This window comes from Pseudomonas sp. PGPPP4, from assembly GCF_002256045.1.
GTDB lineage: Bacteria > Pseudomonadota > Gammaproteobacteria > Pseudomonadales > Pseudomonadaceae > Chryseomonas > Chryseomonas oryzihabitans.
On record NZ_NKID01000005.1, the window covers coordinates 60,850 to 87,356 of the forward strand.

At 64.6% G+C, this 26,507-nt stretch carries 26 protein-coding genes and 2 tRNA genes; 20 read left to right on the forward strand and 8 right to left on the reverse strand.

Going from position 1 to position 26,507, the window contains the following annotated elements; all coding sequences use genetic code 11:
- The first annotated feature begins 116 nt into the window (after nucleotides 1-116).
- Nucleotides 117-2,270 carry a putative bifunctional diguanylate cyclase/phosphodiesterase gene (locus tag CFE50_RS10940; protein WP_286733461.1) on the forward strand — a complete coding sequence of 718 codons (2,154 nt, stop codon included), beginning with the start codon at nucleotides 117-119 and terminating at the stop codon, nucleotides 2,268-2,270.
- Here CFE50_RS10940 and CFE50_RS10945 read toward each other — a convergent pair.
- Complete coding sequence (locus CFE50_RS10945) at nucleotides 2,260-3,207, reverse strand: LysR family transcriptional regulator (protein WP_286733462.1); 948 nt, start codon at nucleotides 3,205-3,207, stop codon at nucleotides 2,260-2,262. The genes CFE50_RS10940 and CFE50_RS10945 overlap by 11 nt on opposite strands.
- Before the next feature lie 102 nt (nucleotides 3,208-3,309).
- Between CFE50_RS10945 and CFE50_RS10950 the strand changes: the two genes are divergently transcribed.
- On the forward strand, nucleotides 3,310-4,329 hold the full coding sequence (locus tag CFE50_RS10950) for a zinc-dependent alcohol dehydrogenase family protein (protein ID WP_286733464.1): 1,020 nt from the start codon (nucleotides 3,310-3,312) through the stop codon (nucleotides 4,327-4,329).
- Nucleotides 4,330-4,384: 55 nt separating this feature from the next.
- Here CFE50_RS10950 and CFE50_RS10955 read toward each other — a convergent pair whose 3' ends face one another.
- Complete coding sequence (locus CFE50_RS10955; protein ID WP_286733467.1) at nucleotides 4,385-5,689, reverse strand: OmpP1/FadL family transporter; 1,305 nt, start codon at nucleotides 5,687-5,689, stop codon at nucleotides 4,385-4,387.
- A 284-nt stretch (nucleotides 5,690-5,973) separates the two neighbouring features.
- On the opposite strand from CFE50_RS10955, the gene rnd reads away from it, so the two are divergent.
- From rnd to CFE50_RS10970, 3 genes are read left to right on the forward strand one after another with little or no spacing between them, the layout of a single operon-like run.
- The gene (gene rnd, locus CFE50_RS10960) at nucleotides 5,974-7,128 is read left to right on the forward strand and encodes a ribonuclease D (protein ID WP_286733470.1); all 1,155 of its coding nucleotides are present in this window, start codon (nucleotides 5,974-5,976) and stop codon (nucleotides 7,126-7,128) included.
- Nucleotides 7,125-7,427 carry a YcgL domain-containing protein gene (locus CFE50_RS10965; protein WP_027596918.1) on the forward strand — a complete coding sequence of 101 codons (303 nt, stop codon included), beginning with the start codon at nucleotides 7,125-7,127 and terminating at the stop codon, nucleotides 7,425-7,427. Before rnd ends, CFE50_RS10965 begins: the two co-directional genes overlap by 4 nt.
- A complete protein-coding gene (locus CFE50_RS10970; protein ID WP_286733474.1) occupies nucleotides 7,424-8,365 on the forward strand; it encodes a D-2-hydroxyacid dehydrogenase in 942 nt (313 codons plus the stop codon). The genes CFE50_RS10965 and CFE50_RS10970 overlap by 4 nt, the downstream gene beginning before the upstream one ends.
- Here the strand turns inward: CFE50_RS10970 and CFE50_RS10975 are convergent.
- Nucleotides 8,350-8,946 (reverse strand): nitroreductase family protein, encoded by a 597-nt coding sequence (locus CFE50_RS10975; protein ID WP_027596916.1) that lies wholly within the window; start codon nucleotides 8,944-8,946, stop codon nucleotides 8,350-8,352. The genes CFE50_RS10970 and CFE50_RS10975 overlap by 16 nt on opposite strands.
- Before the next feature lie 135 nt (nucleotides 8,947-9,081).
- Here CFE50_RS10975 and CFE50_RS10980 point away from each other — a divergent pair, with 135 nt between their 5' ends.
- On the forward strand, nucleotides 9,082-9,531 hold the full coding sequence (locus tag CFE50_RS10980; RefSeq protein ID WP_007159211.1) for a YcgN family cysteine cluster protein: 450 nt from the start codon (nucleotides 9,082-9,084) through the stop codon (nucleotides 9,529-9,531).
- Here the strand turns inward: CFE50_RS10980 and CFE50_RS10985 are convergent.
- Both CFE50_RS10985 and CFE50_RS10990 read right to left on the reverse strand, forming a co-directional pair.
- Nucleotides 9,528-10,283, reverse strand: coding sequence for an SRPBCC family protein (locus CFE50_RS10985; protein WP_241808813.1), 756 nt, complete (start codon nucleotides 10,281-10,283; stop codon nucleotides 9,528-9,530). The genes CFE50_RS10980 and CFE50_RS10985 overlap by 4 nt on opposite strands.
- A gap of 53 nt (nucleotides 10,284-10,336) precedes the next feature.
- Nucleotides 10,337-12,358 carry a S9 family peptidase gene (locus tag CFE50_RS10990; RefSeq protein WP_286733482.1) on the reverse strand — a complete coding sequence of 674 codons (2,022 nt, stop codon included), beginning with the start codon at nucleotides 12,356-12,358 and terminating at the stop codon, nucleotides 10,337-10,339.
- An 89-nt stretch (nucleotides 12,359-12,447) separates the two neighbouring features.
- On the opposite strand from CFE50_RS10990, the gene CFE50_RS10995 reads away from it, so the two are divergent.
- The 4 genes from CFE50_RS10995 to CFE50_RS11010 all read left to right on the forward strand — a co-directional run bounded on the left by CFE50_RS10995 (nucleotide 12,448) and on the right by CFE50_RS11010 (nucleotide 14,490).
- A complete protein-coding gene (locus CFE50_RS10995) occupies nucleotides 12,448-12,921 on the forward strand; it encodes an MFS transporter (RefSeq protein ID WP_286733484.1) in 474 nt (157 codons plus the stop codon).
- 98 nt (nucleotides 12,922-13,019) lie between these two features.
- The gene (locus tag CFE50_RS11000) at nucleotides 13,020-13,793 is read left to right on the forward strand and encodes a class II glutamine amidotransferase (protein ID WP_286733485.1); all 774 of its coding nucleotides are present in this window, start codon (nucleotides 13,020-13,022) and stop codon (nucleotides 13,791-13,793) included.
- 18 nt (nucleotides 13,794-13,811) lie between these two features.
- Nucleotides 13,812-14,324, forward strand: a complete 513-nt coding sequence (locus tag CFE50_RS11005; RefSeq protein ID WP_027596904.1) for a DUF2937 family protein — start codon at nucleotides 13,812-13,814, stop codon at nucleotides 14,322-14,324.
- Between the two features lie 89 nt (nucleotides 14,325-14,413).
- Nucleotides 14,414-14,490: transfer RNA gene (locus CFE50_RS11010), tRNA-Val, on the forward strand.
- 159 nt (nucleotides 14,491-14,649) lie between these two features.
- On the opposite strand, the gene CFE50_RS11015 is transcribed toward CFE50_RS11010, so the two are convergent.
- A complete protein-coding gene (locus tag CFE50_RS11015; RefSeq protein ID WP_286733488.1) occupies nucleotides 14,650-15,819 on the reverse strand; it encodes an MFS transporter in 1,170 nt (389 codons plus the stop codon).
- Nucleotides 15,820-16,381: 562 nt separating this feature from the next.
- On the reverse strand, nucleotides 16,382-17,089 hold the full coding sequence (locus CFE50_RS11020; protein WP_042135821.1) for a YfdX family protein: 708 nt from the start codon (nucleotides 17,087-17,089) through the stop codon (nucleotides 16,382-16,384).
- A 405-nt stretch (nucleotides 17,090-17,494) separates the two neighbouring features.
- On the opposite strand from CFE50_RS11020, the gene CFE50_RS11025 reads away from it, so the two are divergent.
- The 10 genes from CFE50_RS11025 (at nucleotide 17,495) to CFE50_RS11070 (ending at nucleotide 25,384) form a co-directional block, all read left to right on the forward strand.
- Nucleotides 17,495-17,776, forward strand: a complete 282-nt coding sequence (locus CFE50_RS11025; protein ID WP_286733490.1) for a hypothetical protein — start codon at nucleotides 17,495-17,497, stop codon at nucleotides 17,774-17,776.
- A 206-nt stretch (nucleotides 17,777-17,982) separates the two neighbouring features.
- Nucleotides 17,983-19,905, forward strand: coding sequence for a threonine--tRNA ligase (thrS, locus tag CFE50_RS11030; RefSeq protein ID WP_241808820.1), 1,923 nt, complete (start codon nucleotides 17,983-17,985; stop codon nucleotides 19,903-19,905).
- A 20-nt stretch (nucleotides 19,906-19,925) separates the two neighbouring features.
- Nucleotides 19,926-20,459 carry a translation initiation factor IF-3 gene (gene infC / locus CFE50_RS11035; RefSeq protein ID WP_017638835.1) on the forward strand — a complete coding sequence of 178 codons (534 nt, stop codon included), beginning with the start codon at nucleotides 19,926-19,928 and terminating at the stop codon, nucleotides 20,457-20,459.
- Between the two features lie 61 nt (nucleotides 20,460-20,520).
- Nucleotides 20,521-20,715: a 50S ribosomal protein L35 gene (gene rpmI, locus CFE50_RS11040; RefSeq protein WP_007159200.1), complete on the forward strand. Its 195-nt coding sequence runs from the start codon at nucleotides 20,521-20,523 to the stop codon at nucleotides 20,713-20,715.
- A 30-nt stretch (nucleotides 20,716-20,745) separates the two neighbouring features.
- A complete protein-coding gene (gene rplT / locus CFE50_RS11045) occupies nucleotides 20,746-21,102 on the forward strand; it encodes a 50S ribosomal protein L20 (RefSeq protein ID WP_007159199.1) in 357 nt (118 codons plus the stop codon).
- Nucleotides 21,103-21,198: 96 nt separating this feature from the next.
- The gene (pheS, locus tag CFE50_RS11050; protein WP_007159198.1) at nucleotides 21,199-22,200 is read left to right on the forward strand and encodes a phenylalanine--tRNA ligase subunit alpha; all 1,002 of its coding nucleotides are present in this window, start codon (nucleotides 21,199-21,201) and stop codon (nucleotides 22,198-22,200) included.
- Between the two features lie 18 nt (nucleotides 22,201-22,218).
- Nucleotides 22,219-24,597 carry a phenylalanine--tRNA ligase subunit beta gene (gene pheT / locus CFE50_RS11055; RefSeq protein ID WP_286733497.1) on the forward strand — a complete coding sequence of 793 codons (2,379 nt, stop codon included), beginning with the start codon at nucleotides 22,219-22,221 and terminating at the stop codon, nucleotides 24,595-24,597.
- Between the two features lie 3 nt (nucleotides 24,598-24,600).
- A complete protein-coding gene (ihfA, locus tag CFE50_RS11060) occupies nucleotides 24,601-24,903 on the forward strand; it encodes an integration host factor subunit alpha (RefSeq protein ID WP_007159196.1) in 303 nt (100 codons plus the stop codon).
- A complete protein-coding gene (locus CFE50_RS11065; protein ID WP_007159195.1) occupies nucleotides 24,884-25,243 on the forward strand; it encodes a MerR family transcriptional regulator in 360 nt (119 codons plus the stop codon). The genes ihfA and CFE50_RS11065 overlap by 20 nt, the downstream gene beginning before the upstream one ends.
- Before the next feature lie 64 nt (nucleotides 25,244-25,307).
- Nucleotides 25,308-25,384: transfer RNA gene (locus CFE50_RS11070), tRNA-Pro, on the forward strand.
- A 312-nt stretch (nucleotides 25,385-25,696) separates the two neighbouring features.
- Here CFE50_RS11070 and CFE50_RS11075 read toward each other — a convergent pair.
- Nucleotides 25,697-26,458 carry a DeoR/GlpR family DNA-binding transcription regulator gene (locus tag CFE50_RS11075; protein WP_208694625.1) on the reverse strand — a complete coding sequence of 254 codons (762 nt, stop codon included), beginning with the start codon at nucleotides 26,456-26,458 and terminating at the stop codon, nucleotides 25,697-25,699.
- Between the last annotated feature and the right edge of the window lie 49 nt (nucleotides 26,459-26,507).

Sequence of the window (26,507 nt, forward strand, 5' to 3'; positions counted from 1 at the left end):
GTCCTTGAACGACCCGGGTTAACGGGTTAATAAGGCGCCTGGTTGCGCGCCCAGCGAAGCCACCTCGGCACGTGCGGATCCAGAGGGAATCGTCGTCAGCTGGACAAGGAGCCCCAATGACCGATGCGCCTCACCGCGCCGCCTCGCCCCGGGAAGTCGCCCCCGCGTCGCGGCTCCGTCTCAAGCCCCGCAGCCTGTTCGCCAAGTTCTTTCTGGCGTTCATCCTGGTGGACGCCCTGGGTACCCTGCTGTTCACCCTGCACAGCTATCGCCAGGCGCGCGACGCCAGCAGCCAGAGCATCGACTATCGCCTGATGAGCGCGGCCCTGGCGCTGCCGGAGATCCTCGGCGAAGACTATCTCGCCCAGTTGCAGGACCCCGCCAAGGCGGACCCGGAGCGCTATCAGCGGACGCTTGTCACCCTGGATCGCTATGCCCGCAAGGCCGGACTGGCCTCGCTCTATGCCTTCGTCAAGGAAGGGTCAGACTTTCGCTTCATCATGGATTCGGCCAACGAGGAGGAAATCCGCGTCGGCTACTTCGGCGACTATCGCCAGCTCTACGATCAGGCACCCCCGGAGCTCGGTGCGGTGTTTGCCGATCATCAACCGCGTTTCGCGGAGTACCAGGATAACTTTGGCAGTTTCCGTTCCCTGTTCCTGGCCATTCCAGGACAGGACGGGCAAGCAGTCGTCATAGGGGCGGACATGTTCATGGAAGGAATAGCAGCGGCGGAGCAGTCGGCTCTGCTGGATTCGCTGCTCATAGGGGTGATCATCTTCGCGATGGGCGCCCTGGTCAGCCGGATTCTGGCTGGCGCGCTCAATCGCTATCTGGCCCGTCTCGGGCAGGCCACCGAACGCATCGCCGACGGTGACTATCAACTAGGTCTCAAGGAAGGCCGCGATCCGGTCGGCCGGCTGGGTCGCGCCATGAACCAGATGGGCGCCGCCCTGGCCGCGCGCGAACGGCGCATCAGCCAGCTGGCCTTTCGCGACATGCTCACCCGGCTGCCCAATCAGGTGCGGCTGGTGCTGGAAATCCGCCAGCGCATCGAGCGCGCCGCGGCCGGACGCTTCGCCGTGCTGCTGCTGGACGTGGCCAATTTCCGCAACATCAACGAATTGCTCGGCCAGGAAGGCGGCGACAAGATCCTGCGCCACTTGGCGCGTCGGCTTAGGGTCGCGGCGCCGGAAGAGAATGGCGTGGCGCGGATCGGCGCCGACACCTTCGTCCTCTTGCTGCCCTGGTTCGACGACGCCTCGGCGGAGGCGGCGCTACTGTCGCTGCGCAACCTGGTGGAGAAACCCTTCGTCAGCGGCAACCAGCGGGTGTCCCTGCGCATCACCTTTGGCATCGCCTGCTACCCCGAGCATGGCGCCAGCGCCGAAGCCCTGCTGGCCAACGCCGAGACCGCGCTACAGGATGCGCGCCGGCGCCAGCTGCCCTTCGCCTTCCATGATCCGGATCAGGAGCGTCAGCGGCAGCTGGGCATCGCCATGCTCGACGCCCTGGACCTGGCCGTGGACCACGATCAGCTGCGGCTCTATCTGCAACCCAAGATCGCGCTGCCCGACGGCCGCGTCGAGGGCGCCGAGGTGCTGATCCGCTGGCAGCATCCGGAACTGGGGCTGCTCAAGCCGGACGCTTTCGTCGGCATCGCCGAGCAGAGTCGCAAGATCTGCGACATCACCCTCTGGGTGCTGGAGCGCTGCATGCTCCTGCAACGGGAGCGGCAGTTGGGCGCCCTCAAGCTCAACGTCAATCTGTCGCTGCTGGACCTGGAGCACCCGGCCTTCATCGCCCGCATCGGCCGGCTGCTGGACGAGACCGGCGCCATGGCCGCCGGCTTCTGCCTGGAAATCACCGAATCCCGCGCCATGAGCAATCCGGTGCAGGTGCTCGACTGCCTGCGCCAGCTCAAGGCCATGGGTTTCGAATTGTCGCTGGACGACTTCGGCGCCGGGCATTCCTCGCTGGCCTGCCTGAGCAGCTTTCCCATCGACGAGCTGAAGATCGACCGCCAGTTCATCGAGCACTGCCAGCTACCCGGGGATCAGGAGGTGATCAGGCTGCTGGTCCAGCTCGGTCAGTTGCGTGGCCTGCGGGTGGTGGCCGAAGGCGTGGAAACCCGCCAGGCCCTGGAGGTGCTCACCGACCTGGGCTGCGACCAGATCCAGGGCCAACTGGTGGCCGGCGCCCTGTCGCTGGACGACTTCCAGCGCTGGTACGCCGAGCAGGAACAGGGCCTCTGGGCGCTCAGGGCGTAGGCGAGGGCGCAGGCCACGCCATTCCCGGTGCAGCGAGCAGTGGCGGCAGCCGCTCGATCAAGGCGTCCAGCACCAGGCGTACCCGAACGGGCAGCTGTCGCGTGTCGGCCCAGACCGCCTGCAGGGCGATGGGCCGGGCGCGTTCGGCAAAGCTCAGCGCTACCAGCTGACCCTCGCGCAAGGCCGGGGCCACCAGCCAGTTCGGCAGGCGCGTGACGCCGAGGCCACGGCAGGTCGCCAGCAGCATGGCGTCCAGATCGTCCAGCAGAATCCGGGCGGGCGGTCGCACCTCCAGCATCCGGCCCGCCGGATCCTCGAACACCCAGCCCGCGCCCTCGACACCACGACTGTAGAGCACGGCCGGCTGCCGGGCGAGTTCATCCAGGGTGCGCGGCGTTCCATGGCGGGCCAGCCACGCGGGAGCCGCACAGACCACCATGAGATCCTCGCCCAGCCGTCGGCTGCGCAGGCCGGGTGTATCGTCCAGCGGACCGCTGCGGATCGCCAGGTCGATGCCTTCTTCCAGCAGGTCCACCTTGCGATCGTTGAAGGACAACTCGAAGTGCAGGTCCGGCCAGCGTTCGGCCAGCTCGAACAGGATGGGCGCGAGGCAGCGGCGACCGAGCAGGACCGGCATGCTCAGCCGCAGTCGGCCGCGTGGGGTGGGGCGCCCAGGGGCGAGGTCGTCCTCGGCGCCTTCCAGTTCCGCCAGAATGCGCAGGCAGCGCTGATAGAACAGCTCGCCTTCCAGGGTGAGTTTCTGGCTGCGCGTGGTCCGCTGGAACAGCGGCACGCCCAGCTGTTCTTCCAGGCGGGCGACTGCCTTGCCGACGGCCGAGCGCGACAGGTGCAGGCGCTGAGCCGCGCTGCTGAAGTTGCCGGACTGCACGGCCTGGACAAAGGCCGCGATGCTGCCCAGGGAGTCTGCTCTGATCATGTCGATTGTCGCGTCTGACTATGCAATGTAGAGAATTTATCGCGCTACCGGAGTGGTTGGCTATTCAATAAGCTGGGAGACATCATTCATCGAGGACCTTCCATGCTTCCGTCCACCACCCGGCAATGGCAACTGCACGACTACGGCTCATCCAACCTGCGGCTGGCCGAAGCGCCCCTCTCCCGACCTGGTCCCCATCGGGTCGTGGTGCGGGTAGGGGCCGTGTCCCTCAATTACCGCGACCGCCTGATCCTGGAGAACGGCATGGGCAGCCCGTTGCGGTTTCCCCTGGTACCGGGATCGGATCTGGCCGGCCAGGTCGTGGCCGTGGGTGAAGGGGTGAGCCGGGTCGGCGTCGGCCAACGGGTGATCAATACCTTCTGGCGTGACTGGCTCGACCAGCCCATGCCCGCTCAGGCAGCCGACGCGGCATTCGGCAGCGCCGACCTGCCTGGTGTGCTCAGCCAGTATGTCGAGGTGCACGAGGACAATCTCGTCGCCGCACCGCGGACCCTGGACGATGGTGCTGCCAGTACCCTGGTGTGCGCCGGCCTGACGGCCTGGCACAGCCTGGTCGAGGTAGGTCGGCTACAGGCCGGCCAATGGGTGCTGGTACAGGGCAGCGGGGGCGTCTCGCTGTTTGCCGCGCAGCTGGCGCTCAGCCTGGGCGCCCAGGTGATCCTCACCAGCGCCAGTGCCGACAAGCGTGAGCGGGCGCGGGCCCTGGGCATTCAGCGGGTGATAGATCGCACCCAGCCGGATTGGGCAGAGCAGGCGTGGCAGGCGACGGGCGGACGGGGCGTGGACCTTGCCGTGGAGGTGGCGGGTGGCGACCTGGGACGGACCCTGGAGGCCCTGGCCCCAGGCGGTGTGATCACCGTGGTTGGCGTTCTGGAAGGATTCCAGTTGCAGATTCCTTGCGCCATGCTGTTCGCGAAACGGGCGCGCATCCAGGGCGTCGCTGTCGGCAGTCGTAGGGCGCTGGAAGACCTGGTGCGCTGGATCGACCAGGCCGGCATCACGCCGACGCTGGCGGCCGAATACGCGCGGGCCGAGTTGCCGGCAGCGCTGGCCCATCTGGAGCGGGGCGCCTTCGGCAAGGTGGTGGTGCGCATGAATTGAGGGCCCGGACAGCACGAAGCCGCCTGGCGGCGGCTTCGTTAGCGGACCCTGGCGCTTAGAAGCGGTAGGTCAGCTGGGCGCCCAGACCGTGGGCGCTGTTGTCGTACTTGGCGCTGTAGCCGGCCTTGGTGGAGGTGGCGGGCCAATTGACCGACACGTCGTCTTCCCAGAGGTAGGCATAGGCCACATCGATGGTCATGTCCTTGGTCGGGGACCAGCCTGCGCCCACCGAGAAGGTCTTGCGATCGCCTACCGGGATGCGCACGTTGCGGTCGCCGTTGTCGGCCGGCGAGGGGTCGATGGCCATGCCCGCGCGCAGCACCCACTGGGGATTCAGCTGATAGGCCGCGCCGATGGCGTAGGACCAGGTGTCCTTCCAGTTCAGCTCTTCCGACACGGTCGCCAGAGGCGAACCCAGCACCGGCAGGGTGGGGGTGCCCTCGTTCTCCACGTCGATCGACTTCAGGCGACTCCAGCGGGTCCAGGTGGCACCGGCGTACATCGTCCAGTCGTTGTTCAGACGGTAGGTGAAGGAGGCGTCACTGCTTTCCGGCAGAGTGATGTTGAGGCTGGCGTCATACTTGCCGTTGAGCCGGCTGACCAGGGCGTTGGTGATCGGGCTGGCCTGGCTGTTGGCGCCGGTGACCTCGGTATTGCCCTTGAGCTTGTAGGTAACCTTGGAGTGGTAGGTCAGGCCGAAGGTCAGGTCATCGGTCAGGTCCGCGAGCAGGCCGACGTTGAAGCCGTAGGCGGTGTCGTCGCCGTCGATCTTGACCTGGCCATCCTGGGTGCTGCCGAAGTTGACGTTGCTGTTGAGCTTGCCTTCGATGCGGTTGATGGTCGGACCGAAGCCGATGGAGACCTTGTCGGTGATCTTGTAGCTGACGGTGGGCTGGATGGTGATGACTTCCACCTTGCTCGCCTGACCCTGGTAGCGACCCTGGAAGGCGTGCTCGTAGTTGCTGATCAGCGCATAGGGGACATACACACCCAGGCCGAAGTGCAGGCGGTCATCCACCGGGGTCACGAAGTAGCCGAAGGGCACCACCGAGTTGGGCACCATGTCGCCGTCGTTGCTGCCCTGAACGGCCTGGCCGTTGGCATAGCGACCGCTGGCGTCCTTGATGTCGATCTTGGCATGGATGTAGGCGCCACCCAGGGACACCTCGCGACCCAGGCGCGACATGCCGGCCGGGTTGCCATAGATGGTGGAGGCGTCCTGCGCGGAGGAAGAGCGTCCGGCGAAGGAAGTACCCATCCCGCTGACACTCTGTTCGTTGATAGCCAGACCGTTCGCCAGGGCATAGCCGGAAGCGCTCGAAACGGCCAATGCAAGTAGGGTCAGTTTTATTGTTTTCATGCTCTTGCAGCTCCATTGAAAGGCGAGAAGCGCTTACCTCCGCGGATTCCCAAGTCCGAGTGAGTACTTGCGCACACTCAGCTTTTAGCAGGCCCTGCTTGCGAATACAAAAAAAACTATTCGGTCACGTTTGGTTCGGGGCGGTCAGCCGGCGTTCATCCGACGAACCCGCCTGGAAAGCCGCTGAATGCCATGGGTTACGGCACCGGAAAGGTGGGTCGAGCGGCACCGAAGATCGTGCCAGGGTGGCTTATACTGTCGGCTCATCTGTTCGGAGTGCGCCCTTGACTTCTGCCCCTCACTGGATCCGCGACGACGCGGCGCTGGCCGCCCTCTGCGCGCGCTGCCAGACCTTGCCCTTCATCGCCCTCGACACCGAATTCATGCGGGTCGACACCTTCTATCCCAAGGCCGGCCTGATCCAGATCGGTGACGGCGAACAGGCCTACCTGGTCGATCCCCTGTGCATCGGTGACTGGACGCCCTTCGCCGCGCTGCTGGAGGACCCGGCCGTGGTCAAGGTGCTGCACGCCTGCAGCGAAGACCTGGAAGTGCTGCTGCGCCTGACCGGCAGCCTGCCCCAGCCGCTGTACGACACCCAACTGGCGGCGGCCTACTTGGGTCTGGCGCATTCCATGGGCTATTCGCGGCTGGTCGCCGAAGTGCTCAAGATCGACATCCCCAAGGACGAGACCCGCTCCGACTGGTTGCAACGCCCCCTGACGCCCCTGCAGGAGCGTTATGCGGCGGCCGACGTGACCTATCTGGTCGACGTCTACCGCTATCTCGATGCGCGGCTGGATGACCAGCGGCGGGCCTGGCTGCTGGAGGATGGCGCCGAACTGGTGGCCAATCTGCGCCGCGTCAGCGATCCCTGGGAAGCCTATCGCGACGTCAAGCTGGCCTGGCGCCTGTCGCGTCAGCAACTGGCGGTGCTGCGGGTGCTCTGCCACTGGCGCGAGGTCCAGGCCCGCGAGCGCAACCAGCCGCGCAACCATGTCCTGCGTGAACGCTCGCTGTGGCCGCTGGCGCGTTTTCAGCCCACCGACAAGCAGGCCCTGGCACGCGTCGACGACATGCACCCGCGCACCGTGCGCCAGGATGGCGATACCCTGTTGGCGCTGATCGCCGAAGGCGCGGCCACCCCGGCCGAGCAGTGGCCGGCGCTGCAGTCAGAGCCCTTGCCCCACGAGGCGTCGCCGCTGCTCAAGGCCCTACGCGCCATCGGCGAACGGGATGCCGAGGCCCTGGGCATGGCGCCGGAGCTGATGCTGCGCAAGAAGGTGCTCGAAGCCCTGCTGCTCACCGGCTGGCCCGATGGCGACTACCAGCTGCCGGCGAACCTGCGCGGCTGGCGTCGCGAGCGCTTCGGCCAGGCCCTTCTCGATCACCTGCAGGCGCAGCGCATCCCGCCGGCGCCCCTGGAAGACACCCCATGAAATTGCTGTGCTCCATTTACCGAAGCCCGCGCAAACCGGAAATGTACCTGTACGTCGACAAGCTCAAGGGCCTGACACCTGTCCCCGAGGGCCTGCTCACGGCCTTCGGCCCGCCGGCTCTGGCCTTCGAATTCGTACTGACCCCCGAGCGCAAACTGGCGCGAGAAGACGTCGCCAAGGTCCTCGAGAACATCGCCAAGCAGGGCTACCACCTGCAGATGCCGCCGCCGGAACTGGAGCGCGATGACTATATCGAGCACCTGCCCGAAGAATTGCTGCGTCTCAACGATCCGCTATGACCGCCGTGCTGCTGCTCGAAGACGCGCCGGCCGGCTATGTCGATGCCTGGCGCCAGCTGGCGCCGGAGCTGGACCTGCAGGTGCCGGCGGACCCGGCTGCGGCCGTGCGTCTGGCGCAGCAGCCGTGCTACTGGCTCGGCCAACCCGATCGCGCCGCGGCCCTCTTGCGCCAGGGCGTCACGCCGCTCTGGCTGCAATCCACCTGGGCCGGTTATGCGCCGCTGCTGGCGGCGGAGTTGCCGTGCGACTATCGCTTCAGCCGGGCAGTGGGTCTGTTCGGCCAGAGCATCGGCGAATACGTCCTGACCTATCTGTTGCAGCATGAGCGCCAGGTGGCGGCGCGTCAGTTCAGTCAGCAGGAAGGACGCTGGGATACCCGGGCGCCAGGCACCCTCGCCGGGCGTCGCCTGTTGCTGGTCGGGGCAGGGGACATCGGTCAGGACATCGCCCGCCTGTTCGCGCCGTTCGGCATGAGCCTCACCGGCGTCGCCCGCAGTGCGCGGACCCTGCCCGGCTTTGCCCGAGTGGTACCGCTCTCCGAGCTGCACCAGGCGGCGCGGGCGGCCGACTTCGTGGTCAATCTGCTGCCGGACAGCGCCACCACCCGTGATCTCTACGACGCGGCCTTCTTTGCTGCCTTGCCTGCGGGTGCCTTGTTCATCAATGCCGGACGCGGCACCAGCGTGGTGGATGCCGATCTGATCGCCGCGCTGGAAAGCGGCCAACTGGCCGGGGCGGTGCTGGACGTGTTCCGTCAGGAGCCGCTGCCGGCCGGGCATCCCTTCTGGCAGACACCCAACCTGCACCTCACCGCCCATGTCGCCGGACCCACGCCACCGGCGGCGGCGGTCCGGTTGTTCCTCGACAACCTCCAGCGCCTGCGACAGGGGCAGCCCCTGCGCGGCGCCGTCGAGCTCGCCGCTCAGCCGAAGGTATAGGGGCCGGCCACCGCCAGCTCCTCGACGGTCAGGCGCGGGCTGGGCAGCTCGCGTCCTTGCAGGGACTCCGGCAGGCTGGCCTTGTCGCCCAGCTTGCCGATGGCCACCGCCAACTCGACCTTGAACGCCGCCGGCACCTTGAGTTCGCGCTGGATGCCTTCGCGGTCGATCCCGGCCATGCCGTGGGCATGCCAGCCGGCGTTGGTTGCCTGCAGCGCCAGATAGGCCCAGGCGGCGCCCGCATCGAAGCTGTGACTGGGGAAGGGGACTTCCTCACCGCTGCTGGCGCGCAGCAGGGTGGTCTTCGACAGGATGATCACCAGGGCCGAGGCGTGTTGCGCCCAGCCACGATTGAATTCGGCCAGCAGACTCAGGAACAGCTCCCAGTGGGCATCGCCGCGCCGTGCATAGAGAAAGCGCCAGGGCTGGGCATTGAAGGCGGAGGGCGCCCAGCGTGCGGCCTCGATGAAGCCGAGCAGCGTCTCTTCCTCGATGGCGACCGGTTCGAAGGCGCGCGGCGACCAGCGCTGCACGAATTGCGCGTCGACGGGGTATTGCGGAGTACGGCTGGTGCTGGTCATGGCTTCACCAAGGAGGAAAGGGAATCCGGCACGGTAATCCGGCCGGGCGGAGTCGACAAGGGCGCGAACGGTGCTTGGCGCTCGCGGCGTGCGGCACTAGACTGCGCGCCCCCTCTCTTTGCCACGATCCCCGCCATGGCCGCCATCACCCAGCCGTTCTGGAAGCGCAAGACCCTCGACCAGCTCGATGCCCAGGAATGGGAGTCGCTGTGCGACGGCTGTGGCCTGTGCTGCCTGCAAAAACTCGAAGACGAGGACGACGGCGCCGTCTACTACACGCGCATCGCCTGCAAGCTGCTGGATCTCAAGACCTGCCAGTGCAGCCGCTACGCCGAGCGCACCCGTTTCGTCCCCGACTGCATCCAGCTCACCCCCGCCCAGGCCGACCAGTTCGCCTGGCTGCCGCCCACCTGCGGCTATCGTCTGGTGGCCGAAGGCAAGGACCTGCCGGAATGGCACCCGCTGATCTGCGACGACCCCGAGGCAGTGCACAAGGCCGGTATCTCCCAATCCGGCCGCATGCTCAGCGAGACCCAGGTCGCCGAAGACGACTGGGAAGACTATCTGATCTTTCGCGCGGGCTAGCCCAGCGGCGATTCCATGTGCGAGGTGCGTTCGACGGCGCCGTAGCGATCGCCCACCGCATGGGCGCGTTCCAGCAGGATCTTCAGTTCGGCCAGGTCCTGGGCGATGCGGGTGCCAGGGTCGCGGCGCAGCAGTCGGGCAAACAGATGGCCGAGGCGACCGGCTGGCGGCTCATAGGCCATGACCGCCGTCACCTCGGTGCCGCCGGGCACGTCGGCGAAGCTGACCCAGCCCAGGTTGTTCAGGCCGGCGTACCCGCACGAGCGCCAGCCGATCAACTGGCCGGGGATGTCGTCGGTGACTTCGGCGTCCCACTCGAAACGCCCCATGGGCGCCTTGACCACCCAGTGGGAATAGCGGTCGTTGAGCACGTCCACGCGTTCGATATGGCGCATGAAGATCGGCAGGTTGGAGAAGTCGCGCCAGAAGCGATAGAGCTCATCGCGGGGGCGGGCGATGACGACCCGACGGGTCTGGGAGGCCGCCGAATGCCAGGCCAGCGAGCGACGGACGTCGCGTTCGAAACGTACCTTGGTCAGGGTGCGCTTGATCGAGCAGTGTCCACGCAGGCCACGTTTCAGCAGCCAAGCACCGGTGGCGCCGGTCAGCAGGCCGAGCAGACCGCCACGCGCCAGGCCGCGGCTGATCAGCAGACCACCGCCGGCCACGGAGGCCAGGCGTTCGACGCCCTTGATGGCGGCGGCGTCGCGAGGCGGAGGAGCGAGAGGGGGAGTGGGGGCATCTAGGTGCATGGCAGATTCTCCTTTAGCTGTGGAAAAGACCTGCCCAGAGCCCCCGCCGTTCCCTAGCCGGTCAGGCCCAGTACCCGGAAGACGAAGGCGTATTCCAGGGCCACGTCGCGCAAGGCCTGGTAACGCCCGCTCATGCCGCCGTGGCCGGCGCCGAATTCGGTCTTGAGCAGGAGCAGCGGCGCCTGATCGGTCCGCCGCTCGCGCAACCGCGCCACCCACTTGGCGGCTTCCCAGTACTGCACCCGGGTGTCGTGATAGCCCGCCACCGCCAGGATGGCCGGATAGGCCTGGGCCTTCACGTTTTCATAGGGCGCGTAGCCGGCGATGCGCGCGCGCACCTCCGGCTCGTTCGGATCGCCCCATTCGTCGTACTCGGTCACGGTCAGCGGCAGATCCGGCTTGAGCATGGTGTTGAGCACATCGACGAAAGGCACCTCGGCGATGGCGGCGGCATAGAGTTCGGGCCGCTGGTTGACGACCGCGCCGATCAGCAGGCCCCCGGCGCTGCCACCGCTGATGACCACCTGTTGCGGCGTCGTCAGGCCCTGTTCCAGCAGATGCTCGGTGCAGGCGATGAAGTCGTCGAAGGTGTTCTGCTTGTGTTCCAGCTTGCCGCTGCGATACCAGGCTTCACCCAGTTCGCCGCCGCCGCGCACATGTGCGATGGCGAAGCGCACGCCGCGATCCAGCAGACTCAGCCGGGCGTGGGAGAACCAGGGGTCGAGGCTATGGCCATAGGCGCCGTAGCCATAGAGGTACAGCGGCGCGCTCTGCGGCAGGTCGCGACGACCGACCAGGCTGATGGGGATGCGCGTGCCATCGGCGGCGGTGGCCCACAGGCGGCGGCTCTCGTAGGCGTCGGCATCGAACGGACCTTCCACCGGGACCTGCTTGAGCACCCGCTGGGTGCCGCTGGCCAGCTCCAGTTCGCGGATCTCGGCGGGGCGATTGAGCGCTTCGTAGCGCAGGCGCATGACCGGACTGGCGAATTCCAGCACGTCCATGGCATCCAGGCTGTAGACCTCGTCCGGCAGGTCGACGCGATAGGGCGCCTGACCGTAGGGGCGGACCTCCAGGATCGGCAGTCCGGCGGTACGCAGGCTGAGCACCAGGGCGTGGGCGCCGAGGCTGGCATCCTCCAGCATCACCTCCGGGTCATGGGGCACCAGCAGTTGCCAGTGCGCGCGGGTGGGACTGCTCTCGGCGGCCTGGTAGAGGGCGAAATTGATGCCGTCCTGGTTGCTGCGGATGTACCAGCCATCGACGCCATGATCGGGGACATACTCATGGTCTTCTTCGCGGGGCGCCAGGCAGACGAAGGCCTCGTCCGGCCGATCCGCGTCCAGCACCCAGGCTTCGCTGGTGGTCTTGCTGTGGGACAGCAGCAGCAGCTTGCGCTCGGAGCTCGAACGATAGCAGCCGAGGAAGAAGCGTCCATCGGTCTCGTGAAAGACCAGTTGCGGCTCGGCCTCGCCCAGGTGATAGCGATAGAGCTTGTGCGGACGATGGGATTCGTCGCGCTCGCCAAAGAACAGGGTGCGGCTGTCGTTGGCCCAGGTCAGGCTGCCGTCGCATTCCTCGAAGGGCAGTTCGGTTACCAGGCCGGTGACCAGCTCCTTCACATAGAGCCGGTAGGTTTCATCGCCCACCTGGTCGAGGCTGTAGGCGAGGCGGGTTTGGTCCGGGCTGATGGTGAAGCGGCCCACGGAGAGAAAGCCGCCGTCGGCGATGGCATTGCCGTCGAACAGCAATTCCTCGGTCGCCGGATCGGGTGTCAGGTCGCCATTGGCCGGGCGGCGGCAGCGGTAATTGCGGCCGTATTCGTCACCGGCCTGGGTGCGCTGATAGTAGAGGTAGTCGCCGCGGGGGACGGGCAGGGACAGGTCCGTCTCGCGAATGCGCGCGCGGATCTCCTCGAACAGCTGCTCGCGAAGAGCGGCCTCGGGTGCCAGTTGAGCTTCCAGGTAGGCGTTCTCGGCCTCTAGGTGCGCCAGCACCTCGGGGGCGTCACGGTTTTCCAGCCAGACGTAGGGATCGTCGCCAGGGGCGCGGCGGGCAATGGGGGCTTGGGTCATGCGGGCTCCTTGGGCGCCGCGCAAAGACACGCGGGCGGGGCAAAACCGCTATCATAGGCTTCTCCTTTCCGCTATCGCCATGGATCGCAATGACCGAGCAAGAGTACCTGATCGCCTGGGCCGTCTACGCCATCGCCGCGCTGCTACTGTTGGTGGTGTCTTTCAAGGCCACCGGCTGGCTCTGGCGCTGGCTGCGCGAACCCATCCGGCTGGTGGTGGCCGTGCTGCTGGTGACGCCGGCCCTGGTGGATGCCGAGCATGGCCTCTATGCCCCGGCCATCGCCGTGACGGTGCTGGACCTGGTGTTCAAGGTGGGCAACAGTGCCTGGTCGGCGGTGGCCAACCTGGCGGCCGCCGGCACCATCGGCGTGGTGCTCTACCTGATCTTCGTCCTCTGTCGCTGGCTGTACCGCCGCTCCCATCCGCGTCCCGCGCCGGTCGTTGCCGAAGGGCCGACGGATGATCCGCAACCGGAATCGCCGGTGGCCGCACGGATCCCGGCAGCCCCGGTCGAGCGCCGCGAACCCCGGGGTCGCGGCGAGCGCGTCGAACCCCGTCTGTAATCCAGGCTTGCGCCCAGGACCTGACCCCTTCAGCATGATTGCGAAGGGCAGCGGCTGCAGCCGCCGTTGAACCAGGCAGCCACCCCGGAGGGACGGACATGTGCGAATTGCTGGGCATGAGTGCCAACGTGCCCACGGATCTGGTCTTCAGTCTCCAGGGCCTCATGCAGCGGGGCGGTCGTACCGGTCCGCATCGGGACGGTTGGGGCGTGGCCTTCTACGAGGGCAGGGGCCTGCACCTGTTCAGGGATGCCCTGCCAGGCGCCGATTCCGAGGTGGCCAAGCTGGTCCAGGGCTACCCGATCAAGAGCCATACGGTGATCGGCCATATCCGTCACGCCAACGTCGGGTCGGTCAATCTGGCCAATACCCACCCCTTCGTGCGGGAACTGGGCGGGCGCTATTGGAGCTTTGCCCATAACGGCCAATTGCAGGATTTCCATCCCGAGCCGCGTTTCTACCGGCCGGTGGGCGATACCGACAGCGAGACGGCCTTTTGCAGCCTGCTGGACCAGGTCCGCGAGCGCTTTCCCGAACCCGTCCCGGTGGAGATGCTGTTGCCACAGCTGGTGAATGCCTGCGACGGCTTTCGCAAGAAGGGCGTCTTCAACTGCCTGCTCAGCGACGGCGACTGGCTGTTCAGCTTCTGCACCACCAAGCTGGCCCATATCACCCGTCGCGCCCCTTTCGGTCCGGCCCAGTTGCGCGATGCGGAAGTCCACATCGATTTCAAGGCCGAGACCACGCCCAACGACGTCGTCACCATCATCGCCACCGAGCCGCTGACCTCCGACGAGGTCTGGACCCTGCACCAGCCCGGGGAATGGCATCTCTGGTGGGACGGCGAGATCGTCTCCCAGGGCCGCGTCTAGACAGGAAGCCATTTCACGATGCTGCGCAGTTATATTCGTCTGCTGTTGTTCACCCTGGCCTTGCTGGTAGGGGTGCAGATCCCCGGCTTCATGCTCGACTACGAGCAGCGCGTGGATGCCCATCGCCTGGAATCCGATCAGGCCCTGAGCGGCTTCAGACGGACCGCGCAGCAGTACTTCGAAGGCAATCTCGACGGCTTGCTGGCGCATTACCGGGCCAGCGAGGATCCGGTCTTTCGCAGCGACGCCGACAGCCTCGGCGTACTGCTGCGCCGTAATGCGCTGTTCAACGAAGAGTGGCAGGCGCTGCAGGGTCCCTGGTACCAGCGGGCCTGGCACATCCTGGTACGGCCCAACAGCGAACTGCGCGACGAGACCCTGCAGCAGTATCGCTACCAGGTGGTGCTGACTCCCGAAGCCATCGGCTGGGGGATAGGGCTGGGATTGGCCCTGGCGATAACGGTGGAAACCCTCGCGCTCTGGCTTTCGATCCTGCTCTATCCGCGGCGTCCGGCCCGGCGGGTTTCCTAGCCTTCAAAAAAAATTTCACGTTTTCAGGCGTTTAGCTGAAAAAAGGGCTTGACGCTAAAGTCCCGCGCTGTAGAATGCGCACCCACAGCAGGCACGTAGCTCAGTTGGTTAGAGCACCACCTTGACATGGTGGGGGTCGTTGGTTCGAATCCAATCGTGCCTACCAAACAAAACCCGCACTGCTGGCGGGTAAGAAAAAAGGCGATCCGAAAGGGTCGCCTTTTTTCGTTTGGGGTTTGCTTGGGGGTGGCAGTGGTGAGGACTTCAGATGGGTCCCGGCGACCTACTGCCCGACCCTGGCCTTTGCCTCGGCGCAGGCGAGGCGCTAGGCGTCTCGCTGTCGGGCGGTCATCGGCCACGTGAGCGCAACGAACGCCATCCCGCCACCCACCAGCAGCAGCGCTGCACTCAGGCTCCAATGCTGCGCGACGAAGCCGATCGCGGCCGGACCGATGAGAATGCCGGCGTAGCCGATGGTGGTGATCGCTGCAATGGCATGACTTGCAGGCATCCGGGTCTGCCGTCCGGCGGCACTGAAGAGCACGGGGACGATGTTGGAAGCTCCGAGGCCAACCAGCAGAAAGCCTGCAAAGGCAAAGGGCTGGGTGGGTGCCAGGACCGCCATCAGGAAGCCTGCCGCGGCGAGCAGGCCGCCGCCTACGACCACTTTCAGGCCGCCCAGCGTCTTCACGATCCAGTCGCCGGTCAGGCGGCCAATGGTCATCGCCAAGGCAAATACCGTGTAACCGAAGCCGGCCTGCGCCGGGTCGACGCCATGCGCATCGATCAGGAACAGGGCGCTCCAGTCCAGGATCGCGCCTTCGCCAAGAAAGATCAGAAAGCAGAGCAAGCCGATGAAGGCGACGATCCCGCGCGGCAGCGTGAACAGCGGGGTATGCCTGGCGTCATGATTGCCGTAGGGCAGCAGACCCTTGATTGAGGCCGCGAGTAGGACGATCAGCAGGGCGCTGAACACCAGGGCCGCCACTAGCGGTTGGATTCCAGCCCCCAGCAGAACGCTCATGCCGCCGGCGCCGAGGATCCCGCCGACACTGAACAGGCCGTGGAAGCCGGACATCATGTTGCGACCGCTGTCCTTTTCGACCATCACGGCCTGAATGTTGATCGCGACATCCAGCGCGCCAACGCTTGCCCCGAACAGGGCCAGGGCTATGGCCGTGCCGAAGATCGAATCGGCGACGGCAAGCAGCGGCAGCACCAGGGCGAGTGCCACCGAGCTGGTCGCGATCACCGCGCGGCAGCCGAAGCGGCTGGCGAGGATGCCGACGATGGGCATCGCGACAATGGATCCCAGGCCCAGGCAAAGCAGGAGAAGGCCAAGCGTCGAATCATCGGCGCCGATCCTCGCCTTGGCGACGGGCACCAGGGGTGCCCAGGCGGCCATGGCAGAACCCGCAATGAGGAAGCCAGCGCGGGTCGCCCATTGCTCGATCGCTCCCGAGGGCTGCTGGGCGGCGAGTTGCACGTGTTGCATTGGAGAGGCTCCGGAAAAAGGTGACGGTAGGGGTGATCACACCTCATACCAGTGTTAGCTGATCATGCATGATTAAGCAATAATGCGCACAATCGTGCATGGCATGGCTGTAACTGCGGCGTGCGAAGGCCGTGCCTGATCCGGGTGGGTTAGAAACTGGCTGGCATCGAGGTATCGGCAGGACCAGGTAGCTCTGCCTGCGGGGAGGGGTGGAGGCCTGTGCGAATCCGTGGGCGGGCGGAGTTTCAGCCTGGCGACAGGCTCAGGTGCAGTCGCACGCCGGCAGCCTCCTTCAGAGGCAGTCCATGTCCGGCACCTTGAAGTTCAGGCGCCGGCGGTTGTGGACGGGTCTCGCTGAGGCTTATGCGGGAGGGGTAGGGTTTGGGTCAGTTGGACCTGGTAATGACATCCGCATCGGTGGCAGGTAATGGAAAGGGGCGATCCGAGAGATCGCCCCTTTCGTGTCTGGCGGTTCCGCGCGCTGGGATCGAGGCGGACTTGCCGGGTATCGGGTCGTTTAACAGGGCGATCCTGCGATCGCCCTTTTGCCCCTGCCAAGCCATCAGCTGCTCGGGGTGACGGTTTCGGTAAAGGAGCCTGCTGGCTGCAGCCCATGCTTGTTCGCCGTGAAGTCCAGGGCCGTCGAGGCGTAGCGCACGCCATCCTGAACCTGCTTGAGCGTCAGGTTGGCCTCATAGAACTTGTCGCTGGCCAATTGCTTGGCCGCCTGGTCGACGTCCGTCATGGTCTGCTTGAGCGGTGCCAGCGCGATGGCCGTGTCGATATCCACATCGGCCAGGCGCAAGGTTTCTGCAGCACCCTTGGCGTCGCCATGCTTGAGTTTGTTATTGGCATCGGCCACCGCCTTAACTTTCTGCGGGCTGGCCATGTAACTGTCCTGTACTACGGTGTCGCCCCAGATCGGTAACCAGGACGTTACGGTAGTGCTGGTATCGGCCTTGCCCTGATTATCTTTGACCTGCAATTCGCTCGCGGCTTTTTTCAGCGCGGTATTGTCCGATTGCGCAAGTTTGAGTGCCTGCTGGGCGTCCTTGACATGTGACACCGCCTGCTTCGTTTGCCCCTGGAAGAGTTCCAGGCGTGCGGCGGAGATGTCGGTAAAGGCCCGTTGTCCCTGGGTGGACAGGGCCTGGAAACTACCCAGTTCGTTTGCCGAGGGGGCTTGGTTCGCGGCGATGGCCGCAGACGAGCAGGCGGCTACGATGGCAACGACCAGCATGCTCTTTGCCAGTTTATTCTTGACGTTCATTTGCTGCCTCCAGCGGATATGCAATTGAAGTAAGGCTATCGCTCAGGTACCAGAACCAAGTTCTGCAGTGCCTGGAATCGATACTCTGCCGTATCGCTTAACACTGGATTAATAGGAGCGGGGCTTTTCTTGAATAGCCGCTGAACGAGTTGGCGTACCTAATACGCGTGATCTTGCCGCGCCTTGATTGAAGTGCGGAATTGATCTGGGCGGCGTGAGGCTGGTTTGAGCGGTAGAACTTTTCGGAAGTCCGAATAAAAGGTTCTGCCGGTTGCTCGGGCAGGTGTGACCGCGTGCCTCGGTCGTGATGCCCAGGCTTTTCACGTAGACTGGCGGACGATTTTTCTTGGGGCTTCGTTGCTTCGCCAGCGCGCGACCACGGCCCGTTACCGCGAGGAGAGAGTGATGACGCAGGGTGGTGAAGGGCGGCAGATCGGCAAGGGCGGCTGCCTGGGATTGATCCTGCTATCGATCCTGTTCGCGGTCGTGGTCTTCGGCTCCATCATCTATGTCTATCGCCACAATGCGACACCGGCCAACCGGGCCAACGAGCAGCAGGCCATCGATCAGTGCCTGGCGCGGGCCAATGCCCCGGAGGCCTCGCCGGCCGATCGCCAGGCGCTCATGGAAAACTGCCAGGAAATGCAGAAGCAGTTCCTCAAGAAGTACCCCGACGCGGCCCATTGAGTCGGCGACCGGCCCTCTCGAGGTTGCGCCAGGTCTCAGTTTCTGAAAGGATTTCCGTCCCAAACTTTCCAGTGATCCTTTCGCGTCGCCCGGAATGCCTTGCGGCCCTGCCACTGTGCGGCGGGATTTCCAGCGGTGCGGCTGCTTACTGGCCAATCCCACCATGTGGCCCTTGGTATGGGTCACCACTGAGTTGAGGAGGCGCCATGCCTGTCATTACTCTCCCCGACGGTAGCCAACGTCCATTCGACAAGCCCGTCACCGTAGCCGAAGTCGCCCAGTCCATTGGTGCCGGTCTCGCCAAGGCCACCATCGCCGGTCGCGTCGATGGTCAGCTGCGCGATGCCAGCGATCTCATCGAGCAGGATGCCAACCTGCAGATCATCACCGCCAAGGACGAGGACGGCCTGGAGATCATCCGCCACTCCTGCGCCCACCTGGTGGGTCATGCGGTCAAGCAGCTGTTCCCGACCGCCAAAATGGTCATTGGCCCGGTGATCGACGAAGGCTTCTACTACGACATCTCCTTCGAGCGTCCCTTTACCCTGGATGACCTCTCGGCCATCGAGACGCGGATGCGCGAGCTGATCGACAAGGACTACGACGTCATCAAGAAGATGACGCCGCGCGCCGAAGTCATCGAGGTGTTCAAGGCCCGGGGTGAGGAGTACAAGCTGCGCCTGATCGACGACATGCCCGAGGAGCAGGCCATGGGCCTGTACTACCACGAGGAATACGTCGACATGTGCCGGGGCCCGCACGTGCCCAACACCCGCTTCCTCAAGGCGTTCAAGCTGACCAAGCTGTCCGGCGCCTACTGGCGTGGCGACGCCAAGAACGAGCAGCTGCAACGCATCTATGGCACCGCCTGGGCGGACAAGAAGCAGCTGGCGGCCTATATCCAACGCATCGAGGAAGCCGAGAAACGCGACCACCGCCGCATCGGCAAGCAGCTCGATCTCTTCCACCTGCAGGAAGAAGCGCCCGGCATGGTGTTCTGGCACGCCAACGGCTGGACCGTCTACCAGGTGCTCGAGCAGTACATGCGCAAGGTCCAGCGCGAGCACGGCTACCAGGAGATCAAGACGCCCCAGGTGGTCGATCGCATCCTCTGGGAGCGCTCGGGTCACTGGTCCAACTATGCCGAGAACATGTTCACCACGGCCTCGGAAAACCGCGACTTCGCGGTCAAGCCCATGAACTGCCCCTGCCACGTGCAGGTGTTCAACCAGGGGCTGAAGTCCTACCGCGACCTGCCGCTGCGCCTGGCCGAGTTCGGTGCCTGCCACCGTAACGAGCCGTCCGGTGCCCTGCACGGCATCATGCGCGTGCGTGGCTTCACCCAGGACGATGCCCACATCTTCTGCACCGAAGAGCAGGTGGAGAAGGAAGCGGCCGATTTCATCAAGCTGACCCTGCAGGTCTATGCCGACTTCGGTTTCACCGACGTGATCATGAAGCTCTCCACGCGCCCGGCCAAGCGCGTCGGTTCCGAAGAGCTGTGGGATCGCGCCGAGAAGGCCCTGGCGGATGCGCTGGATGCCTCGGGTCTGGACTGGGAATACCAGCCGGGCGAGGGCGCCTTCTACGGGCCCAAGATCGAATTCACCCTCAAGGACTGCCTGGGCCGTAACTGGCAGTGCGGTACCCTGCAGTACGATCCGAACCTGCCGGAGCGCCTCGACGCCAGCTACATCTCCGAGGACAACAGTCGTCAGCGTCCGGTGATGCTGCACCGTGCCATCCTCGGTTCCTTCGAGCGCTTCATCGGCATGCTCATCGAGCACTATGCCGGTCTGTTCCCGGCGTGGCTCGCCCCGACCCAGGCGGTGGTGCTCAATATCACCGACAAGCAGGCCGATTTTGCCCAGCAGGTCGTCGGCGAATTGAACGCTGAGGGCTTCCGGGCCAAAGCCGACTTGAGAAACGAGAAGATCGGCTTTAAAATCCGCGAGCATACTTTGCTCAAGGTTCCCTATCTCCTGGTTATTGGAGACCGGGAGGTTGAGACACGATCCGTTGCCGTGCGTACCCGTGAAGGCGTAGACCTGGGCTCCATGCCCGTCGAGCGTTTCCGCGAGCTGCTCACGCAAGCGGTTTCCCGGCGTGGCCGGCAAGATTCGGAGTAATCACTATCAAGCAGCGTGACATGAGACAAGACAAGCGAGCCGCCCCCCGGGCACCGATCAACGAAAATATCACCGCCCGGGAAGTTCGCCTTATTGGCGCCGATGGTCAGCAAGTAGGCATAGTCTCCATCCAGGAGGCCCTGCAGGCTGCTGAAGACGCCAAGCTGGATCTGGTGGAAATCACCGCCGACGCCGTACCCCCGGTCTGCCGGATCATGGACTACGGCAAGCACGTCTTCGAGAAGAAGAAGCAAGTCGCGGCGGCGAAGAAGAACCAGAAGCAGGCTCAGGTCAAAGAAATCAAGTTTCGTCCAGGGACGGAAGAAGGGGATTACCAGGTAAAACTACGCAACCTGGTACGTTTCCTAACCGAGGGGGACAAAGCCAAGGTCTCGTTGAGATTCCGCGGCCGGGAGATGGCCCACCAGGAGCTGGGCATGGAGCTGTTGAAGCGGGTCGAAGCTGACCTCGTCGAACACGGCGCCGTTGAGCAGCATCCTAAGATGGAAGGACGCCAACTCATCATGGTCATCGCCCCCAAGAAGAAAAAGTAACTACCAGGGCACTGGCAGGCCTTGCTGTTATGCGTAATCACTCAATGCGGAGTATCCGAACATGCCAAAGATGAAAACCAAAAGCGGCGCTGCGAAGCGCTTCGTGAAAACTGCTGGTGGCATCAAGCACAAGCACGCTTTCAAGAGCCACATTCTGACCAAGATGACCACCAAGCGTAAGCGTCAGCTGCGCGGTACGTCGCTGATGCATGCATCCGACGTCCAAAAGGTCGAGCGCATGCTGCGCCTTCGTTAATCCTGGTCAAGAATTTAGAGGAAGTTACTCATGGCTCGTGTTAAGCGTGGCGTCATCGCTCGTCGCCGTCACAAGAAAATCCTGAAGCTCGCCAAAGGCTACTACGGTGCCCGTTCGCGCGTCTTCCGCGTCGCTAAGCAAGCGGTAATCAAGGCAGGCCAATACGCCTACCGTGACCGCCGTCAGAAGAAGCGTCAGTTCCGCGCTCTGTGGATCGCTCGTATCAACGCTGGTGCTCGTATCAACGGTCTGTCCTACAGCCGTCTGATCGCCGGCCTGAAGAAAGCGGCCATCGAGATCGACCGCAAGGTACTGGCCGATCTGGCCGTGAACGAAAAAGCGGCGTTTGCTGCGATTGTCGAGAAAGCTAAAGCTTCGCTGGCTTAAGCCCCCCGGCAATCTCGCGCCCCTGGCGCGAAGCAACGTTATCAATAGGGGAAGAGCCTCATAGCTCTTCCCCTATTTTGTATCTGGAGTCCCTAGATGGAAAACCTGGATGCGCTGGTCTCCCAAGCCCTGGAGGCCGTGCGGCTCACCGAAGACACCAATGCCCTGGAACAGCTCCGGGTCAATTACCTGGGCAAGAAGGGTGAACTGACCCAGATCATGAAGACCCTGGGCCACCTCACGGCGGAGGAGCGTCCCCAGGCTGGCGCGCTGATCAACGCCGCCAAGGAACGTGTCCAGGACGCAATCAACAGCCGCAAGGCGACGCTGGAGCAGGCCGCCCTGGCCGCTCGCCTCGCCGCGGAACGCATCGACGTGACCCTGCCCGGGCGCGGTCAGGCCTCCGGTGGCCTGCACCCGGTCACCCGCACCCTGGAGCGCATCGAGCGCCTGTTCGCCAACATCGGCTATGGCGTCGCCACCGGTCCCGAGATCGAAGACGACTACCATAACTTCGAAGCGCTCAACATCCCCGGCCACCACCCGGCGCGGGCGATGCACGACACCTTCTACTTCAACGCCAACATGCTGCTGCGCACCCACACCTCGCCGGTGCAGATACGTACCATGGAGAGCCAGCAGCCGCCGATCCGCATCATCTGCCCGGGGCGCGTCTATCGCTGCGACAGCGATCAGACCCACTCGCCGATGTTCCATCAGGTCGAAGGCCTGGTGATCGACGAGGAAGTCAGCTTCGCCGATCTCAAGAGCACCCTGGTGACCTTCCTGCGCGAATTCTTCGAGGAAGAGCTGGAAGTCCGCTTCCGTCCCTCCTATTTCCCCTTCACCGAGCCGTCGGCCGAGGTGGACATCCGCCGCCCGAGCCGTGACGGCGAACCGGCTTCGCGCTGGCTCGAGGTGCTGGGCTGCGGCATGGTCCATCCCAATGTCCTGCGCATGGCCGGCATCGATCCGGAGAAGTACCAGGGCTTCGCCTTTGGCATGGGCGCCGAGCGCCTGGCCATGCTGCGCTATGGGGTCAACGACCTGCGCCTCTTCTTCGACAACGATCTGCGCTTCCTGGCGCAATTCCGCTAGCTGCCAGACGGGAGTCCTATGAAATTCAGTGAACAATGGCTGCGTAGCTGGGTGAACCCTGCGGCTACGCACGAGGATCTGGTTGCCCGGCTGTCCATGGCCGGCCTGGAAGTGGACGGCGTCGAAGCGGCGGCCGGGAGCTTCCAGGGCGTCATCGTCGGCGAGGTCGTCTCCGTCGAGCGCCATCCCGACGCCGACAAGCTCAATGTCTGCCAGGTGAGCAACGGTCCGGAATCCTTCCAGGTGGTCTGCGGCGCGCCCAATGTACGTACGGGCCTGAAGGTGCCTTTCGCCACCGTCGGCGCCACGCTGCCCGGCGACTTCACCATCAAGAAGGCCAAGCTGCGCGGCGTGGAATCCCACGGCATGCTCTGCTCGGCCAGCGAACTGCAGATCAGCGACGACAACAGCGGCCTGCTGGAGCTGCCGGCCGGCGCGCCGGTGGGCGAGAGCATCCGCAGCTACCTGCAACTGGACGACGCCATCATCGACGTCGACCTGACCCCGAACCGCGGCGACTGCCTGTCCATCGCCGGTCTGGCGCGGGAAGTGGGTGCCCTGTACAACGCCACCGTCGAGCCGCTGCAGGTCGAGCCGGTAGCGCCCGGGCACCAGGAGACCCGTGAGGTCGAGGTGCTGGCTCCCCAGGCCTGCCCGCGCTACCTGGGTCGCGTGGTCAAGAACGTCGACCTGTCCCGTCCAACCCCGGACTGGATGGTCGAGCGTCTGCGCCGCAGCGGCGTGCGCAGCATCGACGCCGCCGTCGACGTCACCAACTACGTGATGCTCGAACTGGGTCAGCCCATGCATGCCTTCGATCTGGACCAGATCAAGGGCGGCATCCGCGTGCGCCTGGCCGATGCCGGCGAACGCCTGGTGCTGCTGGATGGCCAGGACATCGAACTGCGCAACGACACCCTGGTGATCGCCGACCACGAACGCGCCCTGGCCATCGCCGGCGTCATGGGTGGCGAGCACAGCGGTGTGGCCGCCGGTACCCGTGACCTGTTCCTGGAAAGCGCCTTCTTCGACACCATCGCCGTGGCCGGCAAGGCTCGTTCCTACGGCCTGCACACCGATTCCTCCCACCGCTTCGAGCGGGGCGTGGACTTCGAGCTGGCACGCAAGGCCATGGAGCGGGCGACCCGCCTGCTGCTGGACATCGTCGGCGGTGAGCCGGGTCCGGTGATCGAGGCGGTCAGCGCCGAGCACCTGCCGCAGGTCGAGCCGATCCTGCTGCGCGCCGAGCGCATCGAGCGCGTCCTGGGTCTGACCCTGGACGATGCCCAGGTCGAGCGTCTGCTCAGCGGCCTGGGTCTGGCCGTGGCCCGCCTGGAAGCCGGTCGTTGGCAGGTGGGCGTACCCAGCCACCGTTTCGACATCAGCATCGAAGTGGACCTGATCGAAGAACTGGCGCGCCTCTATGGCTACAACCAGCTGCCGATCCGTTTCCCCCAGGCCCGCCTGGCCCCGCAGCCTCTACCCGAGAGCAAGGGCGAGCTGAGTCAGCTGCGTCGCCTGCTGGTGGCCCGCGGCTACCAGGAAGCCATCACCTACAGCTTCATCGATGAAAAGACCTTCCGTCTGTTCGCCCCTGAGGCTCAGCCGGTGATGCTGGCCAACCCGATCTCCACGGACATGGCCGCCATGCGCTCGTCGCTGTGGCCGGGTCTGGTCAAGGCCGTGCAATACAACCTCAACCGTCAGCAGGACCGCGTCCGGCTGTTCGAGTCGGGGTTGAGATTCGTCGGTCAGCTGGAAGGCCTGGTGCAGGAAAACGTCCTCGCCGGTGCCGTCTGCGGTTCGCGCCTGCCGGAGAGCTGGTCGTCCGGGCGTGAGGCGGTGGACTTCTTCGACGTCAAGGCCGATGTCGAGGCGCTGCTGGCGCAGTCTGGTGCGGGTTCTGACTTCCGCTTCGTCGCAGGCGAGCATCCGGCCTTGCACCCGGGGCAGACCGCGCTGATCGAAAGGGCAGGGCAGCCGGTGGGCTACCTGGGCGCCCTGCATCCGGAAGTGGCGCGCGAACTGGACGTGGATCGTCCGGTGTTCCTCTTCGAGCTGGCGCTCGATGCCCTGACTACCGGCAGCCTGCCGCGCTTTGGCGAGCTGTCGCGCTTCCCCGAAGTGCGGCGTGACCTGGCGCTGGTGGTGGACGAAACCGTAGCCGCGGGCGACCTCCTGGCCGACATCCGCGAAAACGCCGGAGAAGGCCTCAAGGAGTTGCGTCTGTTCGACGTCTACCAAGGCAAAGGCATTGATCCACATAGAAAAAGCGTCGCCATCGGCTTGACCTTGCAACATCCATCGCGCACATTAACCGATGAAGAAGTCAACGAAACGACGCAGAAAATCCTCGTTTCTCTGGAAAGAAGGTTCAACGCCACCTTAAGGAAATAGCGCATGGGGGCCCTGACGAAAGCTGAGATGGCCGAACGTCTGTTTGAAGAGCTCGGTCTGAACAAACGTGAAGCCAAGGAATTGGTCGAACTGTTCTTCGAAGAAATTCGTCATGCGCTCGAAAGCAACGAGCAGGTCAAGTTGTCCGGTTTCGGCAACTTCGACCTGCGCGACAAGCGCCAGCGCCCCGGACGCAATCCCAAGACAGGGGAGGAGATACCCATCACGGCGCGCCGTGTGGTGACCTTCCGCCCCGGGCAGAAACTCAAAGCCAGGGTCGAGGCCTATGCTGGAACCAAGTCATAACGACGAGCTGCCGGTCATACCGGGCAAACGCTATTTCACCATCGGTGAGGTGAGCGATCTGTGCCTGGTCAAGCCGCACGTGCTGCGCTACTGGGAGCAGGAATTTCCCCAGCTGAACCCGGTGAAGCGCCGCGGCAACCGGCGCTACTACCAGCGCCACGACGTGCTGATGATCCGCCAGATCCGCTCCCTGCTGTACAACGAAGGCTTCACTATCGGCGGGGCGCGCCAGCGCCTCACCCAGGGCGACGAGACCCGCGACGAGGGTTCGCAGTACCACCAGCTCATCCGCCAGATGATCAGCGAACTCGAAGAAGTCCTCGTCGTACTGAAGAAGTGAAAAAAAGCTTCCATTAATCAAAGCGTTGCAGTAAGATGCACGCCGTTCCCTAGAGGAACACAGTCGGGGCGTAGCGCAGCCTGGTAGCGCACTTGCATGGGGTGCAAGGGGTCGAGTGTTCGAATCACTCCGTCCCGACCAAATTACCGAGAAGGCTCAAGCACTTAGTGGCTTGGGCCTTTTTCGTTTCTGGGCTCCAATCAAAACAGAATCAAAATCCAAGCAAAAAGCAGCTGGCGATCTCGTTGATGTTGAGGTCCAACCAGACTATCTCAACGTAGTCACGCTGCTAGTTCCTGATCCTGTCCGCACTGATGTATCTGGCTTTAGCTCGTGGTCACCATCTGGCAGCTTTTGCCTTGATGTCGGTGGGTGCGAACAAGCTGAATCGCAAACTCTTTTGCGATCTGCTCAAATAGGGGTTTAGCTTACGTACTTTGTAAGCTTGAGCCGTCAGGATACGACCTCGACCCTTACCAATCCCTGCTGCCTGAACGGCGTCAGAACCTCGCTCGCCGTCGCATCGGTAATCAACGTCCAGTCCGTCTTGAGCGGCGTCCAGTGTTGCTGGCGATCACGCCCCAGCTTGGTCGAGTCGGCAAGCACGAAGACCTCGGCGGCCTGCTGGATCATCAATTCCTTCAAATAGGCCTGCTCGGTACTGGCCTCGCAGAGGCCACGCCCAGCCACCACGCCATCCGCGCTGAGGAAGACCTTGTCGGCCGACAGCCGCTCCAGCATGGTGAAGGCCGCCGGGCCGAAGGTGGACATGCTGCCGGGGCGGAGGTCGCCGCCGAGCAGGGTGACGTGGCCTTCCGGCAGATCGCGCAGCAGTGGCACCGCCAGCAGGTTGTTGGTGATGACGTGCAGACCACGTCTTTCGTTGAGCAGCTTGGCCAGGGCGGCGGTGGTGGTGCCGCCGTCTAGCACCAGGGTGTCGTGGTCGTTGATATGGGCGAGGGCGGCGCGGGCGAGCAGGGCCTTTTCCGGGCCGGACTGGTTGCTGCGTTGCTCCAGCGACGGTTCGGGCTCACGGGTGCCGATGTGGGTCGCGCCGCCGTAGGTCCGCAGGATCTGGCCTTCTTCCGCGAGGGCGGTCAGGTCGCGGCGGACCGTGGCTTCCGACACTCCCAGATGCCGGCAGAGGGTTTCGACGTTGGTGTGACCGGCGAGAACCAGTTCGAGGATGGCCTGGCGACGTTTGGCGACCTTCATGGGGAATCCATCGGGAGAGACGGCGCTACTCTAACGCAATCACGCCCAC

What these genes read in the sequence shown, in the direction of transcription:
- CFE50_RS10940 (WP_286733461.1), top strand. Translation starts at nt 117, where the DNA reads ATGACCGATGCGCCTCACCGCGCCGCCTCGCCCCGGGAAGTCGCCCCC.
- CFE50_RS10945 (WP_286733462.1), bottom strand. Translation starts at nt 3,207, where the DNA reads ATGATCAGAGCAGACTCCCTGGGCAGCATCGCGGCCTTTGTCCAGGCC.
- CFE50_RS10950 (WP_286733464.1), top strand. Translation starts at nt 3,310, where the DNA reads ATGCTTCCGTCCACCACCCGGCAATGGCAACTGCACGACTACGGCTCA.
- CFE50_RS10955 (WP_286733467.1), bottom strand. Translation starts at nt 5,689, where the DNA reads ATGAAAACAATAAAACTGACCCTACTTGCATTGGCCGTTTCGAGCGCT.
- CFE50_RS10965 (WP_027596918.1), top strand. Translation starts at nt 7,125, where the DNA reads ATGAAATTGCTGTGCTCCATTTACCGAAGCCCGCGCAAACCGGAAATG.
- CFE50_RS10970 (WP_286733474.1), top strand. Translation starts at nt 7,424, where the DNA reads ATGACCGCCGTGCTGCTGCTCGAAGACGCGCCGGCCGGCTATGTCGAT.
- CFE50_RS10975 (WP_027596916.1), bottom strand. Translation starts at nt 8,946, where the DNA reads ATGACCAGCACCAGCCGTACTCCGCAATACCCCGTCGACGCGCAATTC.
- CFE50_RS10980 (WP_007159211.1), top strand. Translation starts at nt 9,082, where the DNA reads ATGGCCGCCATCACCCAGCCGTTCTGGAAGCGCAAGACCCTCGACCAG.
- CFE50_RS10985 (WP_241808813.1), bottom strand. Translation starts at nt 10,283, where the DNA reads ATGCACCTAGATGCCCCCACTCCCCCTCTCGCTCCTCCGCCTCGCGAC.
- CFE50_RS10990 (WP_286733482.1), bottom strand. Translation starts at nt 12,358, where the DNA reads ATGACCCAAGCCCCCATTGCCCGCCGCGCCCCTGGCGACGATCCCTAC.
- CFE50_RS10995 (WP_286733484.1), top strand. Translation starts at nt 12,448, where the DNA reads ATGACCGAGCAAGAGTACCTGATCGCCTGGGCCGTCTACGCCATCGCC.
- CFE50_RS11000 (WP_286733485.1), top strand. Translation starts at nt 13,020, where the DNA reads ATGTGCGAATTGCTGGGCATGAGTGCCAACGTGCCCACGGATCTGGTC.
- CFE50_RS11005 (WP_027596904.1), top strand. Translation starts at nt 13,812, where the DNA reads ATGCTGCGCAGTTATATTCGTCTGCTGTTGTTCACCCTGGCCTTGCTG.
- CFE50_RS11015 (WP_286733488.1), bottom strand. Translation starts at nt 15,819, where the DNA reads ATGCAACACGTGCAACTCGCCGCCCAGCAGCCCTCGGGAGCGATCGAG.
- CFE50_RS11020 (WP_042135821.1), bottom strand. Translation starts at nt 17,089, where the DNA reads ATGAACGTCAAGAATAAACTGGCAAAGAGCATGCTGGTCGTTGCCATC.
- CFE50_RS11025 (WP_286733490.1), top strand. Translation starts at nt 17,495, where the DNA reads ATGACGCAGGGTGGTGAAGGGCGGCAGATCGGCAAGGGCGGCTGCCTG.
- thrS (WP_241808820.1), top strand. Translation starts at nt 17,983, where the DNA reads ATGCCTGTCATTACTCTCCCCGACGGTAGCCAACGTCCATTCGACAAG.
- infC (WP_017638835.1), top strand. Translation starts at nt 19,926, where the DNA reads ATGAGACAAGACAAGCGAGCCGCCCCCCGGGCACCGATCAACGAAAAT.
- rpmI (WP_007159200.1), top strand. Translation starts at nt 20,521, where the DNA reads ATGCCAAAGATGAAAACCAAAAGCGGCGCTGCGAAGCGCTTCGTGAAA.
- rplT (WP_007159199.1), top strand. Translation starts at nt 20,746, where the DNA reads ATGGCTCGTGTTAAGCGTGGCGTCATCGCTCGTCGCCGTCACAAGAAA.
- pheS (WP_007159198.1), top strand. Translation starts at nt 21,199, where the DNA reads ATGGAAAACCTGGATGCGCTGGTCTCCCAAGCCCTGGAGGCCGTGCGG.
- pheT (WP_286733497.1), top strand. Translation starts at nt 22,219, where the DNA reads ATGAAATTCAGTGAACAATGGCTGCGTAGCTGGGTGAACCCTGCGGCT.
- ihfA (WP_007159196.1), top strand. Translation starts at nt 24,601, where the DNA reads ATGGGGGCCCTGACGAAAGCTGAGATGGCCGAACGTCTGTTTGAAGAG.
- CFE50_RS11065 (WP_007159195.1), top strand. Translation starts at nt 24,884, where the DNA reads ATGCTGGAACCAAGTCATAACGACGAGCTGCCGGTCATACCGGGCAAA.
- CFE50_RS11075 (WP_208694625.1), bottom strand. Translation starts at nt 26,458, where the DNA reads ATGAAGGTCGCCAAACGTCGCCAGGCCATCCTCGAACTGGTTCTCGCC.